This window comes from Streptomyces sp. NBC_00005, from assembly GCF_045160215.1.
GTDB lineage: Bacteria > Actinomycetota > Actinomycetes > Streptomycetales > Streptomycetaceae > Streptomyces.
On record NZ_CP108316.1, the window covers coordinates 6,489,707 to 6,506,105 of the forward strand.

General features: G+C 71.6%; 13 protein-coding genes. 3 read left to right on the forward strand and 10 right to left on the reverse strand.

What is annotated here, in order from left to right; all coding sequences use genetic code 11:
• Positions 1-23: 23 nt before the first annotated feature.
• Entirely contained in the window at positions 24-707 is a 684-nt protein-coding gene (locus OG303_RS29840) for a Crp/Fnr family transcriptional regulator (RefSeq protein WP_405872186.1), read from the reverse strand.
• A 114-nt stretch (positions 708-821) separates the two neighbouring features.
• Between OG303_RS29840 and OG303_RS29845 the strand changes: the two genes are divergently transcribed.
• Positions 822-1,097 carry a YciI family protein gene (locus tag OG303_RS29845; protein WP_405872187.1) on the forward strand — a complete coding sequence of 92 codons (276 nt, stop codon included), beginning with the start codon at positions 822-824 and terminating at the stop codon, positions 1,095-1,097.
• On the opposite strand, the gene OG303_RS29850 is transcribed toward OG303_RS29845, so the two are convergent.
• The 3 genes from OG303_RS29850 to OG303_RS29860 all read right to left on the reverse strand — a co-directional run bounded on the left by OG303_RS29850 (position 1,085) and on the right by OG303_RS29860 (position 4,378).
• Positions 1,085-2,026, reverse strand: a complete 942-nt coding sequence (locus tag OG303_RS29850; protein WP_405872189.1) for an ADP-ribosylglycohydrolase family protein — start codon at positions 2,024-2,026, stop codon at positions 1,085-1,087. The two genes, OG303_RS29845 and OG303_RS29850, sit on opposite strands and share 13 nt — an antisense overlap.
• 9 nt (positions 2,027-2,035) lie before the next feature.
• On the reverse strand, positions 2,036-3,016 hold the full coding sequence (gene galE / locus OG303_RS29855) for a UDP-glucose 4-epimerase GalE (protein WP_405872190.1): 981 nt from the start codon (positions 3,014-3,016) through the stop codon (positions 2,036-2,038).
• 78 nt (positions 3,017-3,094) lie between these two features.
• Positions 3,095-4,378, reverse strand: coding sequence for a glycosyltransferase 87 family protein (locus OG303_RS29860; RefSeq protein WP_405872191.1), 1,284 nt, complete (start codon positions 4,376-4,378; stop codon positions 3,095-3,097).
• 173 nt (positions 4,379-4,551) lie between these two features.
• Here OG303_RS29860 and OG303_RS29865 point away from each other — a divergent pair, with 173 nt between their 5' ends.
• Complete coding sequence (locus OG303_RS29865; RefSeq protein ID WP_405877558.1) at positions 4,552-6,078, forward strand: glycosyltransferase family 39 protein; 1,527 nt, start codon at positions 4,552-4,554, stop codon at positions 6,076-6,078.
• On the opposite strand, the gene OG303_RS29870 is transcribed toward OG303_RS29865, so the two are convergent.
• Entirely contained in the window at positions 6,023-6,499 is a 477-nt protein-coding gene (locus OG303_RS29870; RefSeq protein ID WP_405872193.1) for a MarR family winged helix-turn-helix transcriptional regulator, read from the reverse strand. The genes OG303_RS29865 and OG303_RS29870 overlap by 56 nt on opposite strands.
• A 119-nt stretch (positions 6,500-6,618) precedes the next feature.
• Here OG303_RS29870 and OG303_RS29875 point away from each other — a divergent pair, with 119 nt between their 5' ends.
• On the forward strand, positions 6,619-7,032 hold the full coding sequence (locus OG303_RS29875) for an organic hydroperoxide resistance protein (RefSeq protein ID WP_405872194.1): 414 nt from the start codon (positions 6,619-6,621) through the stop codon (positions 7,030-7,032).
• A 113-nt stretch (positions 7,033-7,145) separates the two neighbouring features.
• Here the strand turns inward: OG303_RS29875 and OG303_RS29880 are convergent, their stop codons facing one another.
• The 5 genes from OG303_RS29880 to OG303_RS29900 form a co-directional block, all read right to left on the reverse strand.
• Positions 7,146-9,377, reverse strand: a complete 2,232-nt coding sequence (locus OG303_RS29880; protein ID WP_405872196.1) for a CDP-glycerol glycerophosphotransferase family protein — start codon at positions 9,375-9,377, stop codon at positions 7,146-7,148.
• Between the two features lie 8 nt (positions 9,378-9,385).
• Positions 9,386-11,587, reverse strand: coding sequence for a CDP-glycerol glycerophosphotransferase family protein (locus OG303_RS29885; protein ID WP_405872198.1), 2,202 nt, complete (start codon positions 11,585-11,587; stop codon positions 9,386-9,388).
• Positions 11,588-11,744: 157 nt separating this feature from the next.
• Positions 11,745-14,012 carry a CDP-glycerol glycerophosphotransferase family protein gene (locus OG303_RS29890; protein WP_405872199.1) on the reverse strand — a complete coding sequence of 756 codons (2,268 nt, stop codon included), beginning with the start codon at positions 14,010-14,012 and terminating at the stop codon, positions 11,745-11,747.
• Between the two features lie 156 nt (positions 14,013-14,168).
• The gene (locus tag OG303_RS29895; protein ID WP_405872201.1) at positions 14,169-15,050 is read right to left on the reverse strand and encodes a carbohydrate ABC transporter permease; all 882 of its coding nucleotides are present in this window, start codon (positions 15,048-15,050) and stop codon (positions 14,169-14,171) included.
• Positions 15,047-16,399, reverse strand: coding sequence for a carbohydrate ABC transporter permease (locus OG303_RS29900; RefSeq protein WP_405872202.1), 1,353 nt, complete (start codon positions 16,397-16,399; stop codon positions 15,047-15,049). The genes OG303_RS29895 and OG303_RS29900 overlap by 4 nt, the downstream gene beginning before the upstream one ends.

The window sequence follows — 16,399 nt, forward strand, 5'->3', positions numbered from 1 at the left end:
GTCATGCCATCAGCAGCCGCAGGTCAGCGGCTGTCCGGTGCGGCGCGCAGGGCGAGGAGTTCCGGTGCGAGCACCTTGATGCGGCCGCCCTCGGCGGGGCCGATCAGGCCGTCGCGGCGGAGTCGGGACAGGGCCCGGTTGACCGTGACGCGGGTGACGCCGAGGAGGTCGGCCAGTTCGCGCTGTCCGCCGCCCAGCGTCACGTGTCCGTCGGCGGCCGGCGCGTCCAGCAGCCAGGCCGCGAGCCGGGCCTCGCACGGCAGCGTCACCGCGTCCGTCAGCCGGTGCTGCTGCGCACGGGCCTGGGCGGCCAGGAGGCGCAGCACGTGCGCGCGTACGGCCGCCGAGTCGTCGAGCAGCGCCATGAAACGCGCCCGCGGTATCGCCCGTACCGTGCACGGGGCGAGTGCGGTGAACGTCGCCGTGTGGCCCGCGCGGTCGAGCAGCGCCACCTTGTCCAGCGCGCACGGCCCGTTCCACGCGCCGAAGCGGACCACGCGGCCGCCCGGCGTCGTGGCCGACGCCGCCGTACGGCCGTCCAGGAGGACGAGCAGGTGGTCGGCGGGGGCGCCCTGGGTGCGCAGCAGTTCCCCGGTGTCGTAGCGGCGCGGGACGGAGGCCTGCCAGAGGTGCCGCAGGTCGGTGTCCGGCAGCGTCGCGAAGAGCGGTACGTCGCGCAGCCGCCGCCAGTCCTCTCCGCTCTCCATGCCGCTGGCTCCTCCCCGGTCGCGGCCCGTCTGTATCGGCCGATACAGCGTTGGGCGGCGCTCCGAGCCTAGTCTCGCGGCGTCGTCCCACCCGGAGCCGTAGAAGGGACCCCTGTGCTCGTCGTCGAACTCGCCTTCACCCCCACCCCCGAACGCCTCGCCGCCCGCTCCGCCCACCGCGAGACCCTCGCCCGCCTGCACGCCGAGGGCGAGCTCGTCGCCGCGGGCCCCTGGGCCGACGACGCCGGCGCCCTCCTGGTGTTCGCGGTGGACCGCGGGCGGCTGGAGGAGATCCTGGACGCCGATCCGTACTACCGCGGTACGCCCGGGGTCGAGGTACGTGAGGTGCGCACGTGGACGCCGGTCGTGGGTGGGCTTCAGCCGTCCTGACCGTGCAACTTCCGGGCGAGTCCGGCCAGTTCGGAAGTGCGCAGCACCCGTCCGTCGAACCCGGGCAGCGGCACGTGCAGCGGGCCGGTCCACCGCTCGGGGATCGCGTCGACGCCGTACACGCCTCCCGCCAGCCCGCCGGTCACGGCCGCCACGGTGTCCGTGTCTCCGCCCAGGTTGATGGCGGCGCGTACGGCGGCTTCGTACGAGGACGTGGTGCGCAGGGCCCAGACGGCGGAGGCGAGGCAGGGCCAGACGGCCCCGTTGAACTCGGTGGCCCGGTCGGGATGCCAGTCCGGGGCGAGGACGGTGGCGTAGCGCTCGCGGTGGCCGGGATGGACCGTCGCGAGCGTGTCCGGGACGGCGGCGATCGGATCATCCCCGGTCAGTGCGACGCGCACCAGCTCGTGGAACACGGCGGTGCCTTCCCAGGCGGCGCGGTCCCCGTGGGTCAGGGCGGCGATGCGGCGGGCGGCCTCCATGGTGGCCTCCCGGCCGGCGCCCGCGAAGTACACGGCGGACGTCGCCGCCCGCATCAACGCCCCGTTCCCCGCTGCTCGTTGACTGATCTGGAAATGCAGGGACGCGGCCAGGTTCCATGGGTCGCCGCTGGTCAGTACCGCTTCCGTCTGGAGGCCGATGTCCTTCGGGTCGGCAGCCGCCCAGCGCTGGAATCGCGTGAAGACATCGGGGAGTTCGAGCCCGCCGTGCTCGACCAGCGACTCGCCGACCAGGACCGCCATCTGCGTGTCGTCCGTCGCCTCGCCGGGGTCCCAGCCGCCGCCCCCGCACATCTCGCCGCCCGCTCCCGGCTCGGGGAAGCGGGCGGAGAAGGCTCCTTCGGGGCCGAACTCGAAGGGGGCGCCCAGGGCGTCGCCCACGGCCGAGCCGATGACGGTGCCCAGGGCGCGGTCGGTGGCGCTGTGCATGCGCGCAGGCTAGTCGCGGGCCGCTTCCGGGTGGAGGCGGATCCAGCCCTCCCAGGCCGACGTGATCATGTCCTGGACGTCGTACTTGGCCTTCCAGTCCAGTTCGGCGGCCGCGCGGTCGGCGGAGGCGACGACGCGGGCCGGGTCGCCGGGGCGGCGCGGGGTGACCGTCGGGGGGCGGTCGTAACCGGTGATCGCGTTGATGAGGTCGATCATCTCGCGGACGGAGACGCCCTCCCCGCGGCCGATGTTGAGGGTGAGGTCGCGGCCGGGGGAGGACCGGAGCGCGCGGGCGGCGGCGACGTGCGCCTCGGCCAGATCCACCACGTGGATGTAGTCCCGCACGCAGGTGCCGTCGGGGGTCGCGTAGTCGTCGCCGAAGATGCGCGGAGGCGCGTTCTCGGTGAGCTTCTCGAAGACCATGGGGATCAGGTTGAAGACACCGGTGTCCGCGAGCCCGGGGGAGGCCGCGCCCGCCACGTTGAAGTAGCGGAGAGAGGCCGTGGAGAGACCGGTCGCCCGGCCCGTCGCCCGCACCAGCCATTCGCCCGCCAGCTTCGTCTCGCCGTACGGCGACATGGGCAGGCAGGGCGTCTCCTCCGTCACCAGGGTCTCGTCCGGCATGCCGTACACCGCGGCCGACGACGAGAACACGAAGGACGGGACGCCCGCCGCCGTCACGGCCTCCAGGAGCACGCGCAGGCCCTCGACGTTCTCCCGGTAGTAGTGCAGGGGCAGGTCCACCGACTCGCCCACCTGCTTCTTGGCCGCCAGGTGCACGACTCCGGTGACGTCGTGTTCCGCCAGGGCGCGCTCGACCCGTTCGCCGTCCAGAGTCGACCCCACCACCAGCGGCACCCCGTCCGGGACCCGCTCGGCGATGCCCGTCGAGAGGTCGTCGTACACCACGGTCCTCTCGCCGGCCTCGGTCATCGCCCGAACGACGTGTGCCCCGATGTAACCGGCGCCGCCGGTGATCAGCCAGGTCATGTGCGGCCGTCCCCTCGTCAGTTGGCCTGTGGTGTGCGGTGTGCGCGGAGGTCGGTATCAGTGAAGCAGGCGGGGGAGTCACACGGGGACGGCTGGTGTGGCTCCTCGTGCATCGGGGGACACGCGCGGCGCCTGTGGTCCCGTCCGGGGCGGGGCGGCGGTGGAGCGCCACAGGCGGGTGAGGGACAGTACGGCGGCCGCGGCGAGCAGCCCGTTGCGGGCGAGCATCAGACCGCAACCCGTCCAGGTGCAGGCCTTGACCTCGGCGTACAGCACCGGATAGGCGACGGAGCTGAGCACGGTCGCGGCCAGGATCAGCGCGGCCACCGGGCGTTGCACGGTGTGCCGGGAGGTCAGGCACGCGGCGGCCATGCCCAGCAGCCAGATCATGTACTGCGGGCTGATCACCCGGCTGGTGACGGTGAACAGCAGCACCGCGCTCAGCGCGGCGTCGTACGGCGTCGCGGGCGTCCAGCGCCGGGCCCGCAGCCGCCACAGGAGCAGCAGCCCGAAGGCGACCGCGGTGAGCGCGAGGGACGCGTGGGCGACGGTCCGGACGTGCGGTCCGGTGAACTCGAGCGCGCCGTACTGGTAGCGGACCGCCCCCGGCCACCCGGCGTGCGTCGCGAGGGCGAGCGCCGTGCCGCCGAGCGACTCGATCTGCACACCGCGCCCGCCCTGTTGGCGCAGGAAGGCGAAGGGGTTGGCGAACACCGCCGCGAGCAGCGTGAGCGACAGGGCGCCCGTGACCGCGGCCCAGACCCACGAGGAGCGAGTCGTACGGCCCCTGGGCGTGCCCAGCAGTACCAGCGCCGGCCACACCTTCACCAGGGCGCCGAGCGCAGCGAACGCCCCGTACGCGCGCGTGGAGCGCGACAACGTCAACAGGGAGATGACGGCGAGGGCCGTGACCTGCACGTCGTAGCGGGCGAGCGGGAGGTGCAGGAGGAGCGGGAGTCCGCCCACCCACACCGCGGCACCGAGGAGAGCGCGGCCGGGGCGGGTGCCCGCGTGCGCCAGCGCCAGCGTGATCGCCGCGTCGGAAGCGAGGGTGAGGGCCACGAACGCCTGAAAGTACGTCAGGCCCGGCAGCAGCGAGGGCGACAGCAGTACCGGGCCGGCGCCCGGCGGGTACTGCCACAGCGGGTCGTGCGCCGGGAAGGCGCCGTGCGCGAGGACGCCGTACCAGTGGTGGTAGAGGCGCCACACCTCCCGCGCGACCCCTCCCCGGCCGAGCAGGGGTACCGCGTTGTGGGCGAGCAGCCACAGCATCAGGGCTCGGCTTGCGAGCCAGGCGGCGGCGAGGGCGAGGAGGCGGTGTTTACCGGGGGCGGTCTTTACGGCGTTCGTCGCGGCGTTCATCCCGACGGATCGTAAGCCGGGCGAATGGTGTGTCAGCGCTGTAACACCGTCAATCATCGGTAAGAGCTTGCAAACCATACAAAATCAGCCGTGTGGAGTGCGAGGACGCAGAGCAGGCGAACCGTCGTTGGGTGCGTGCGGAGATCGTGGCTGTGGCGGTTCCCGTCGCCGTCATGCTCGCGATCGGGCTGTGGGGTCTCGACCGCGGCGGCATGTGGGGCGACGAGAGTGTCACGTTCCTGGTCGGGCGGCGGACGGTGCCCCAGATCTGGCAGCTGCTGCACGGGATGGACGCGGTGCACGGCCTGTACTACCTGTTCATGCACGCCGTCCTCGCCGTCCACCCCGGCGAGGTCGTGCTGCGCCTCCCCTCCGTGTGCGGTGCCGCGGCCGCGGCGGGCCTGGTCGCGGCTCTCGGCGTACGGCTGGCCCGGCCGCGGGTCGGGCTGTGGGCCGGCCTGCTCTACGCGGTCACGCCACTGACCGGCCACTACGCGCAGGAGGGGCGGTCGTACGCCATCGTCGCGGCGGGCGTGGCGGGGGCGACGCTGCTGTTGGTGCGGGCGGTGGAGGGGCGGCCGCGGCCGGGGTGGTGGTGGCGGTACGGGGGCGTGCTCGCCGTGACCTGTCTGCTGCACGAGCTCGTCGTCCTGGTGCTGTGCGCACATGCCGTGACCCTGCTGCTGGCGCGGGTGCCGAGGAGGGTGTGGCTCGACTGGGGGCGTGCCGCAGGACTGGTGGGGGTCGTTGTGCTGCCGCTGGTGTGGGTGTCGCAGCGGCAGTCGGGGCAGGTGGCGTGGCTGGTGGTGCCGGGGTGGGACAAGGCGGATCTGCTGGTGCGGGACTTCGCCGTCGGCCCGGAGGGGACGGTGTTCTGGGTGTCCGTCGCGCTGATGGTGGTGGGGCTCGCGGCGAAGCGGTTGGCGGCGGTCGCGCTCCCGCTGCTCGTGCTGCCGCCGGCGATCCTGATGGCCGTCTCGCAGTTCCGGCCGCTGTATCACGAGCGGTATGTGCTGTACGCATTGGCGGGGGCGCCGCTGCTGGTGGCCGCCGGATTCGACCGGGTGGCGGCGGCCCTGGTGCACCTGCGGCCGAGGGGCCGCCATCTACGCCACGGCCGCCTCGTGACGCTCACCGGCGTCCTGACCGTCGCCCTCGTCTTCGTCCAGTGCCTCCCGCTGTACCGGCAGGACCGCTCCCCGGCGCACCGTCCCGAGAACCTCGCCGCCGTCGCCGCCGTCGCCGCCCGCGACATCCGTCCCGGCGACCCGGTGCTGTACCTGCCGTCGACCTGGCGGCTCGCGGCGCTGACGTATCCGAAGGGGTTCCGGGAGGCCCGGGACGTCGCACTCAGCGAGTCGGGGCCCCGGTCGGGGACGCTGAGCGGCCTCGAGACCGCGCCGGGGGAGCTGCGGCACAAGCTGGCGGGCGTGGACCGCGTCTGGGTCGTCGCCGATTCGAAGGTGATGCGCTCGGGTCTGGCGCCGGGCGATCCGACCGACCGCCTCAAACTCGCGGTCGTGGAGGAGCAGTTCACCGGCCGGCAGAAGTACGTCAGCGGCCGCGTGACCCTCCGCCTCTACGTCCGCCGTTCGGTGCAGGCGGCGGTTCCGCCGCCCGCCGCGCGGCTCGGAGCGCCCCGCCCTACGCAGGCCGGCCCGGCGTCTCCGACACGGCAGCCGCATCCAGTGCCTCGGTGAGCTCGTCGAGCCGGGCCCGCAGGTCCCGGATCTCGTCCACGTCGAAGCCCGTCGCCGCGACGATCCGGCGCGGCACCTGAACCGCCCGCTCGCGCAGGGCGGCGCCCTCCTCGGTCAGCCGCACCTCCACCGAGCGCTCGTCGCGGGCGCTGCGCTCACGCCGTACCAGACCGGCCGTCTCCAGCCGCTTGAGCAGCGGGGACAGGGTGCCGGAGTCGAGCCGCAGGTGTTCGCCCAGCTTCTTGACCGGCAGGTCGCCGTGCTCCCACAGCAGCAGCATCACCAGGTACTGCGGATAGGTGAGCCCGAGGTCCTTGAGGACCACGCGGTAGACGCCGCCGAAGGCGCGTGAGGCGGCGTTCAGGGAGAAGCAGATCTGCTGGTCGAGCCGGAGCCAGTCCGTCGGGGGCGTGGTGGTCATGCCCCCAGGATACCTCTTGCGAGCCATTCAGTTGTGCACAACTGAATTGTGTGCTCTACTTGTGGTCGTGAGGCGGCCACGGAAGCCGCCGGAACGTGACTCGAGAGGGATGGTTTTCCATGGACGCGCTCTACACCGCTGTCGCCACCGCCACCCACGGCCGCGACGGTCGCGCCGTCTCCAACGACGGCAAGATCGACCTGCAGCTGGCCGCACCGGTGGAGCTGGGCGGCAACGGCCAGGGCACGAACCCGGAGCAGCTGTTCGCCGCCGGTTACGCCGCCTGTTTCGGCAGCGCCCTCGGCCTCGTCGGCCGTCAGGCGAAGGTCGACGTCACCGACGCCGCGGTGACCGCCGAGGTCGGCATAGGCAAGCAGGGCGAGGGCTTCGGGCTCAAGGTCACCCTCCGCGTCGAGCTGCCGGACACCGTGGACGAGGCGACCGGCCGCAAGCTGGTCGAGACCGCCCACCAGGTGTGCCCCTACTCCAACGCGACCCGCGGCAACATCGAGGTCGACCTCGTCATCGAGTAGTCCCCCCGGTCAATTCCCCCTGATCCATGGGGAAAAGCGAGGCGCGGACGCCGGTCACCCGGCGTCCGCGCCTCGCTTTTCTTGCCTCGGGGGAGCGCCCAAACGGCGGCGCGTCACTTCATCGAGTGAGCCCGTTCCGTGGCCGGAGCGGGCAGGACCGGGGGCGCCGCGGGCTCCGGCGTCTTCTCGCCCAGCATCACCGTCCGTACGACCCGCTCGGCGGCCCGCCCGTCGTCGAACTCGCCGAACCGCTCCCGGAAGGCGGCCCTGAGACCCGCCGACTCCTCGTCCTGCCAGGTCCCCGAGGTCAGCAGCCACGCCAACTCCCGGTAGGAGCGCGACACATGGCCCGGCGCCTCGGCCGTGATGTCGAAGTAGGCGCCCCGGCTCGCCGCGTACGCGCCCCAGTCGTCGGCGTGGATTACGATCGGCCGGTCCAGGTTGGCGTAGTCGAACATCAGGGCCGAGTAGTCGGTGACCAGCACGTCGGAGGCGAGCATCAGGTCCTCGACGTGCTGCTCGTCCGTGGCGTCCACCAGCACGCCGCGCGCGTGCAGGTCCGCGAGACCGAGCCCGCGCACCGTGCCGGTGGCCAGGGACGGGTGCAGGCGTACGACGAGGGTGTGGCCGGCGCCGAGATCGGCGGCGAACCGGGCCAGATCGATCCGGTCGACGTGCCCGCCCCGGCGGTACTCGCGACGGGTGGGCGCGTACAGCACCACGGTGTGGTCGGCGGGGATGCCGAGCCGGGCGCGGACGGCCGCCGCGTGCTCCGCCGAGGGGTCGACCAGCACGTCGTTGCGCGGACTGCCCGTCCGCAGCGAGGTGAAGTGACAGGGGTACGCCCGGTCCCACACCAGCTCCGAGTGCCGGTTGGCGACCAGGCTCAGGTCCCAGCGGTCGGCGCGGTGCAGCATCTTCGGCACGCTGAACCCGTGCCGGGCGCCGGGCTTGTCCAGCAGGTCGGTACCCATGTACTTGAGCGGGGTGCCCTGGTGGGTGTGGAGGTGGACGCTGCCGGGGCGTTTGACCAGGGAGCCGGGCCAGTTGACGTTGTTCACCCAGTACGTGGCCCGCGCCATGACCGCGTGGTAACGCGGCGAGCCCGGCGTCACATGGTCGATGCCGGGCGGCAGCGAGTCCACCGCGTCCTCGCGGACCACCCACACTCCACGGATGTGCGGCGCGAGTTCACGGGCCTTGGCGTGGATCGCGGCCGGGTCGCCGTGCACGCCCGCGTGGTGGGTCGCCGAGTAGACGGCGAGATGAGGATCGAGCGGCAGCCTCAACTGGGCGTAGTACCAGGTGCGTTGGGCCGCCTTCGACGCCCTGCCCACCGTGCGCCGCTTGCCCGCCCCGGCGATCCTGCGCAGACCGCGCGCTGCGCGCAGTGCCGCGTACGACGCGTAGGACGACGACGCCAGCAGCCGCATCTCGGTGCCGCGCTCGCCGTCCGGCGGGACGAAGCCCTCGGGGAGGTGGCGCTCGTGGAAGGCGCGCATCTCGCGGTAGAAGTCGGCGCGGTCCGCCGGGGTCACGCGGTCCTCGCGGGCGATGACGAACAGCATGTGGTCCAGGGCCCGTTCGAACAGCAGCGGGCGCGCCCAGGCGAGGTCGTCGCGCTCCTCCAGGAACGCGAACAGGCCCTCGTACTGCGGAAAGATCTCGAAGTGCCGGCGCCCCGGCGTCTTGGTGATCGCGCCCTGCCGGCGCTGCCGGTACTCGACGCCGATCCGGTTCAGACAGGCGACGCGGTCGGCCAGCACCATCGAGCGGTAGGTGACCGGCGCGTCCTCGTACAGACCGGGCGCGTACTGGAAACCGTGCTCCTGGAAGAAGTCCCTGCGGTACGCCTTGTTCCAGGCGACCAGGAACAGGTGGATGTACTCGGGGTGTTCGCGCAGGTCGAAGGTGTCAAGCCCGGCCCGGGCCAGCAGTTCGGACGCGTCGCTGCGGCCGCCCCGGCCCCACCAGTGGGTGCGTACGTGGTCGAAGACCAGGATGTCCGGGCCCTCGGCCGTCTTCAGCCGGTCGGCCACGGCGGCCAGCAGACCCGGCGTGTAGAAGTCGTCGCTGTCGAGGAAGAGGACGTAGTCGCCGCGCGCCTGTTCCAGGCCGGCGTTGCGGGCCCGGCCGAGGCCGACGTTCTCGGGCAGGTGCAGCACCCGCACCCGCTCGTCGCGCTCCGCGTACTCGTCGAGGATCGCACCGCAGCCGTCGGGCGAGCGGTCGTCGACGGCGATCACCTCGAAGTCGGGGTAGGACTGTCCGAGCACCGAGTCGATGCACTCGTGCAGGTAACCCTGCACCTTGAAGACGGGGACGATGATGCTGAAGCGGGGCACTGCTGACGTCAGCTCCTTACGAGGGTGGAGGCGGCGGGGGCCGGGACGCGCTCCGCGAGCGGGATCACGGGCGGGATCGACTCGGGCGGCTCACCCAGCAGCACCCGGCGTACGACGCGCTCGGCGGCGTGTCCGTCGTCGAACTGGCAGAAGCGCTCACGGAAGACGGCCCTGGCCGCGGTCGACTCCTCTCCCGCGTAGGAGCCGTCGCGGAAGACGCGGGCCAGTTCCCCGGCGGTCCGAGCCACCGGCCCCGGCGGGGTCTCCATCAGGTCGAAGTAGACGCCCCGGGTCTCCCGGTAGACGTCCCAGTCGTCCGCGTACACGACGACGGGCCGGTCCAGGTTGGCGTAGTCGAACATGATCGACGAGTAGTCGGTGATCAGCGCGTCGGCGGCCAGGCACACGTCCTCGGAGGAGCGGTGCGCGGTCACGTCGATGATCCGGCCGGTGCCGCGCGCGCGGCCCTGGTCGTAGAAGTAGTGGGCGCGCAGCAGCACCACCACGTCCTCGCCGGCCTCCTCGCAGAAGGCCTCCAGGTCCAGGCCCGTGTCGAAGCCGGTCCGGTAGTCGCGGTGGGTGGGCGCGTAGAGGACGGCCGTCTTGCCCTCGGGGATCCCCAACTCGCCCCGGACACGGGCCACATCGTCCGCGGTGGCCGTGTAGTACACGTCGTTGCGCGGATAGCCGTACTCGAGGGTCTCGTGCGCGGCGGGGAAGGCCCGCTCCCACATCTGGCTCGAGTGGCTGTTGGAGGTGAGGTTGTAGTCCCAGCGGTCGACGCGGGCCAGCAGCTTGGCGAAGCTGCCGGTCGCGGCCGCCACCACGGGGTACGTCGCCTGGTCGACGCCCATCTTCTTCAGCGGGGTGCCGTGCTGCGTCGACAGGTGGACGCTGCCGGGGCGCTTGACGACGGCGTCCGCGAAGTTGGCGTTGTTGACGAGGTACTTGGCGCGGGCCAGCACGTCCCAGTACTTCGCGCTGCCGATGACCGCGTATTCGATGTCCTCCGGCACGGTGTGCGCCTGGTCCGGCTCGACCAGGAACACCGAGCGCAGGTGCGGTGCCAGTTCGCGGGCCGTGGCGTGGATCGCGGCCGGGTTGCAGGCGTAGCCGCGGCCCCAATAGGCGCTGTACACCACGAGGTTGGGGTCCAGCGGGCGGCGCAGAGCGCGCGCGTACCGCAGACGCGTGCGCACCATGCGCGGGCGCGGCAGGCGTTCGGCCGCCTTCGCCGCCGACTGGTTGGCGCCGCGCAGGGCACTGAAGGCCGCGTACGCCCCGGTCGCCAGCAGCCGGTGCTGTACGCCGAGGCTGCCGCCCGGAGTCCGGTAACCGGCCGGGCGGTGACGGCGGTACAGCCTGCTCGCCAGCCGGAAGTAGGTGCGGCGCTTGGCGGGCAGCCGCCTGGGGTGGGCGGCGGTCTTCAGCACGGCCGCGAAGAGCTGCTCGAACAGGAGGCCCAACCGCTCGTCGGACAGGCCCTGTTCGGCGGCGCGGGTGAGCACCAGGTCGGTCTGGGCGAGGAGTTCGAGGTGGTGTTCCCCGGGGAGGCCGAGACGGCTGCCCTGCCTGCGCACCAGATGCCGTACGACGACCCGGTGCACTACCGCCACCTTCTCGGCCCGCAACGTGACCAGGCCGCCGAAGCCGACATCGGTGAAGTGGCCGTCGGGGAAGGTGAGTTGCTGCTCGACGAGGAAGGTCCTGCGGTAGGCCGCGCTCCACGCCGGGAGCTGCACACCCGTCAGCCGGGGCACCTCGGCGGGGGAGAAGGTGCCCGCCGGAGTCTTCGCCAGGAGCAGCGCCGCCGGATTGCTCGGTTCGCCCTCCCACCAGGGCACGCGCTCGTGCTCGACGTACAGGACGTCGACGTCGCCCGTCTCGGTGAGGCGTGCGTCCAGCGCCGCCAGCGCGCCGGGGACGAGGACGTCGTCGCAGTCGAGGAACAGCAGATACGCGCCGGTCGCCGCCCGCATCCCGCTGTTGCGCGCCCCGGACAGACCGCCCGACGGGGGTGAGTGCACCTGGGCCACCCGGGAGTCCCGCTCGGCGTACCCGGCGACGACGTCCGCCGCGGACGCGTCGGGGGCATCGCAGACGGGGATCAGCTCGAAGTCGCCGAAGGACTGGGCGAGCACGGAGTCCAGCGCCTGGGACAGCCGGCCTGTCACCCCATGGGACGGGACGATGATGCTGAAGCGGGGCATTCTGCTCTTTCTGTCGATGTTCTTGAGCGGGGCCAGGTGCGTCTCAGCCGGTGCGGCGGCGTCCCGGCCGCCCGGTGGGACGCCAGGTGGACGGCCGGCTCGGTGTGGGCCGCGACGGGCTGGAGGGCATGCGAACTCCCCGGAGTGAGAACGGCGTTCAGAGGATGTCGGTGACGGTCAGGGGGCCGGCGGGTTGGGGCACGGTGGCTTGCGGGGAGCGCGCGAGGGTCGCGGCCGCGGACGGCACGGGGTGGCGTTCGGCGAGGGGGATGACCGGCGGGAGGGTCGCCTCGCTCTCGCCGAGCACGACATGGCGTACGACCCTTTCGGCGGCGCGTCCGTCGTCGTACGGGCAGAAGCGCTCGCGGAAGGCGGTCCGCAGCTGGATGGAGCGGGAGCCGCGCCAGTGGCCGGTGGCGAAGATGTCGATCAGCTCGTCCTCGTTGCGGGCGACCGCGCCCGGCGGGAAGGAGCGCAGGTCGAAGTAGGTGCCGCGGGACGCCTCGAACGCGGCCCAGTCGTCGGTGTGGACGACGATCGGGCGGTCCAGGTTGGCGTAGTCGAACATCAGCGACGAGTAGTCCGTGACCAGGGCGTCCGAGGCGAGGCACAGGGACTCGACGCTCGGGTGGTCGCTGACGTCGATGACCCGGTTCGATCCGGCCGCCAGGGGGCCGCCGTAGGCGTGGTGGGCGCGGGCCAGGACGACATAGCGGGGGCCGAGGCGGCGCAGGACGCGTTCCAGGTCGAGGGCGGAGCGCTGGGTGCGGCGGTAGTCGCGGTGGGTGGGCGCGTACAGGATGGCGACGGTGTCGGCGGGGATGCCGAGGGACTCGCGCAGCCGGGCCACGTCCGCCGAAGTCGCCTTCTGGAAGACGTCGTTGCGGGGCTGGCCGTATTCGAGGGTCGTGTAGCCGCCCGGGTAGACGCGCTCCCAGGTCAGGGTGGTGTGGCGGTTGGCGGACAGGACGTAGTCCCACTGGTCGACGCCGTCGAGCAGCTCGTCGAAGTCCAGGTTCCGGGCGGCCGCGGGGCGTTCCTGGAGGTCGAGGCCCATGTGCTTGAGCGGGGTGCCGTGCTGCGTCTGGACGAGGACCTGACCGGGGCGCCTGACCAGACGGCGGTCGAAGTCGGTGTTGTGGACGAGGTACTTGGAGCGGGCGAGAGCCGTCCAGTACGCGGCCGTGTCGGGGCTCAGGCGGCGGGTGGACGCCGGGACCGTGTGGTGGTGCTCGGGGCGGGCGATCCACGCCGTGCGGATGTGCGGCGCGAGCGTGCGGAACGCCTCCTCCAGGGCGCCCGGGTTGCAGCCGTGGCCGCGACCGTCGTGCGCGGCGAAGACCGCGCGGTCGGCGCGCAGGGGCAGCCGGAGCTGGACGCGGTAGTGCAGGCGCAGGGCCGTCGCCCTGAGCGTGCGCAGGAGTTTGACGGTGAGCTTGACCGACCTGCGGTGAACGGCCGCCCCCGACTGCAGTGCGCGGTACGTGCGGTGCAGGCCCCAGCGGATCAGGGTGTGCCGCAGGCGTGAGCTCAGCGGGACCTGGACGCCGGGGACGCGGTAACGGCGGTAGTGGGCACGGGCCTTGCGCAGGAACTCGGCGCGGGAGCCGCGGGGAAGGCGGTCGCGGCGGGCGAAGACCTTCGTCAGGTGGTCGACCATGCGGCGGAACAACACCGGCCGCCAGCGGACGAGTTCGGGATGTGCGTCGACGAACGCGAAGACACGGTCGTACTGTTCGAAGACGTCGAAGTGCTTGCGGCTGGTGGTGCCGAGGATGTTGCCCTGGCGGCGCTGCCGGTAGTGGACGCACACCCGGTCGAGGGTCGAGATGGACTCCGCGGCCATCAGGACCGGGAACGTCCACGGGGTGTCCTCGTAGTAGCCGGGCGGGAAGGCGAAGCCCTCGCGCTCGACGAACTCCCGCCGGTACGCCTTGTTCCAGGCCACCATCAGCACGTGCAGCAGGCCCGGGCGGTCCTCCAGACGGAAGGGCGCCGGGCCCTGCTCGGTGAGCTGGACGGAGACCACGTTGCGGACGCTCTCGCCCGACCAGTACGTGCGCGCGTAGTCGTAGACGATGACGTCCGGCTCGCCCGTCTCCTTCAGCCGGTCCGCGATCGAGCGCAGGGCGTGCGGGGTGAGGGTGTCGTCACCGTCCAGGAAGACCACGTAGTCGCCGCTCGCCCGCTCCAGGCCGGCGTTGCGGGCGCCCCCCAGGCCCTGGTTCTCGGCCAGGTGCAGGGGGCGGACGCGGGGGTCGCGGGCGGCGAACTCGTCGATGACGGCGCCGCTTCCGTCCGGCGAACAGTCGTCGACCGCGATCAGTTCGAGATCGGGATACGACTGCGACAGCACCGATTCCAGGCATTCATGCAGGTACGCCTGAACCTTGTACGCGGGGACGATGACACTGAACCTGGGCAAAGGACATCCATGGGTCGGCGCGGACGAAGGGGCCTTGCCCGGGAACGGCCGATGGAGTGACTTGGTTACGTTGCCTACGGCATACGGGGGACCTCGGGTGAACGGAAGGGGGCGGGACCGTGACGTCCCGCCCCCTCAAACCGGTTGTTCCAAGGACTACTTGACCGCGCCCGCCATCACGCCGGACACGAACTGCCGCTGGAACGCGAAGAACACGGCCAGCGGGATCACCATCGAGATGAACGCGCCGGGTGCCAGCACGTCGATGTTGTTGCCGAACTGCCGTACCTGCTGCTGCAGAGCGACGGTCAGCGGCTGCGACTGGGCGTCCGAGAACACCAGCGCCACCAGCATGTCGTTCCACACCCACAGGAACTGGAAGATGCCGAGCGACGCGATCGCCGGCGCGCCCAGCGGCATGACGACGGTGAGGAACAGCCGGGTCTCACCGGCGCCGTCGAGCCGTGCCGCCTCCAGCAGTTCGCGGGGGATCTCGGCGAAGAAGTTCCGCAACAGGAAGATGGCGAACGGCAGTCCGAAGCCGACGTGGAAGAGGATCACGCCGATGATGTCGCCGAAGATGCCGATCTTGCCGAAGAGATCGGCGAGCGGAATCAGGGCGACCTGGACCGGTACGACGAGCAGCGCGACCACGACCAGGAACCACCAGTCGCGGCCCTTGAAGTCCATCCACGCGAAGGCGTATCCGGCCATCGCGCCGAGGAACACCACGAGCAGCGTGGCCGGGACCGTGATCCAGACCGTGTTGAACAGCGCGTGGGTGATCGCGTCCTGCTTCAGCAGCGACTCGTAGCTCTTGGCGGTCAGTTCGCTCGGCGCAGTGAACACCTTCCACCAGCCGGAGGTGGCGATGTCGGTCGGGTCGCGGAACGACGAGACCAGCAGGCCGAAGGTGGGCACCAGCCAGAACAGCGCGACGAGGATCAGGAAGACCCGCATCACCCCGCCGCCCGCACCGCTCGCGACGCGGGCGGCGAAGGAGCGCTTGGCGCGCACGGTCGTGTCGAGGGTGGTCACCGCTGACGCTCCTTCCTCAGCCGGCGGATGTTCACGAACATCACCGGCAGCACGAGCAGCAGCAGGAGGACGCCGATCGCGCTGCCGATGCCCTCGTTGCCGCCGCCGCCGAAGGACGACAGGAACAGTTGCAGGGCAAGGACGTTGGCGTCGTCCTGACTTGGCTGTGGGGCGATGATGTACACCAGGTCGAAGACCTTCATCACGTTGATCATCAGCGTGATGAGGACCACCATCAGGACCGGCGAGAGCAGCGGCACGGTGACCCTTCTGAACACCTGCCACTCGTTGGCGCCGTCGACCCGCGCCGCCTCCAGGAGGTTGCGGTCCACCCCCGCGAGGCCCGCCGCGATCAGCACCATCGCGAAGCCCGCCCACATCCACACGTACGAGCCGATGATCGCCGGCGTGACCAGCGTCGGGCCGAGCCAGTCGATGCCGTTGTACGGCGCGGAGAAGTTCGAGGCGGGGAGCCGCAGTTGGGCCCCGTCGGCCTTCTCCGGGAGGCTGAAGGTGCCGTCGGCGCCGCTCTTGGCGGAGGCGACCACCTTGCCGTCCTTCACCGCCTCCACCTTCACGCCCTTCAGCGCCTTCTCACCCGGGTCGACCTTGCCCTTCGTGCCTCCGCCGCCCAGCTTGAAGTCCAGCCAGACGGTGCCGGTGATGCCGGAACCGCTCGCCGTCTTCGCGTTCTCGGGGCTGCCGGGGAGCTTGTTGGGCGCGATGCCGACGAGGGGGAGCAGGGCAGGAATGCCCGCCTTCACGGTGCCGGTCGTGGTGAACGAGCCGCCGCCGGAGGGCTTGAGGTCGCTCGCCGTCGCGTTCGGGCGGGCATTGGGATAGACCGACGACGACACGAAGGTGTCGTGGATGGACTTGGCGACCGCGTTGGCGGCGCCCAACTCCGGATCCTGCTCGTACACCAGGCGGAAGATGATGCCCGCCGCGAGCATCGAGATCGCCATCGGCATGAAGACGATCAGCTTGAACGCCGTTCCCCAGCGCACCCGTTCGGTCAGGACCGCGAAGATCAGACCGAGCACGGTGACCACGGCGGGCGCCACCGCGACCCAGATCGCGGTGTTGCGTACGGCGGTCAGCGTGGCCTCGTTGCTGAAGATGTCGCCGTAGTTGTCCAGTCCGACGAAGCCCGAGCCGTCGGCGTCGTACAGGCTCCGCCAGATCGAGTACCCGATCGGGTAGACCACGAGCGCTCCCAGGAGCACGAACGCGGGCAGCAGGAACAGCACCGCCACCCACAGCCGTGTCCCCATGACGCTCTTGCGCGGTGAGACGGGGGGTGTCGGCAGTGCGCCGGCGCCCCCCGTCGCGTTCGCCACGGACGTCAT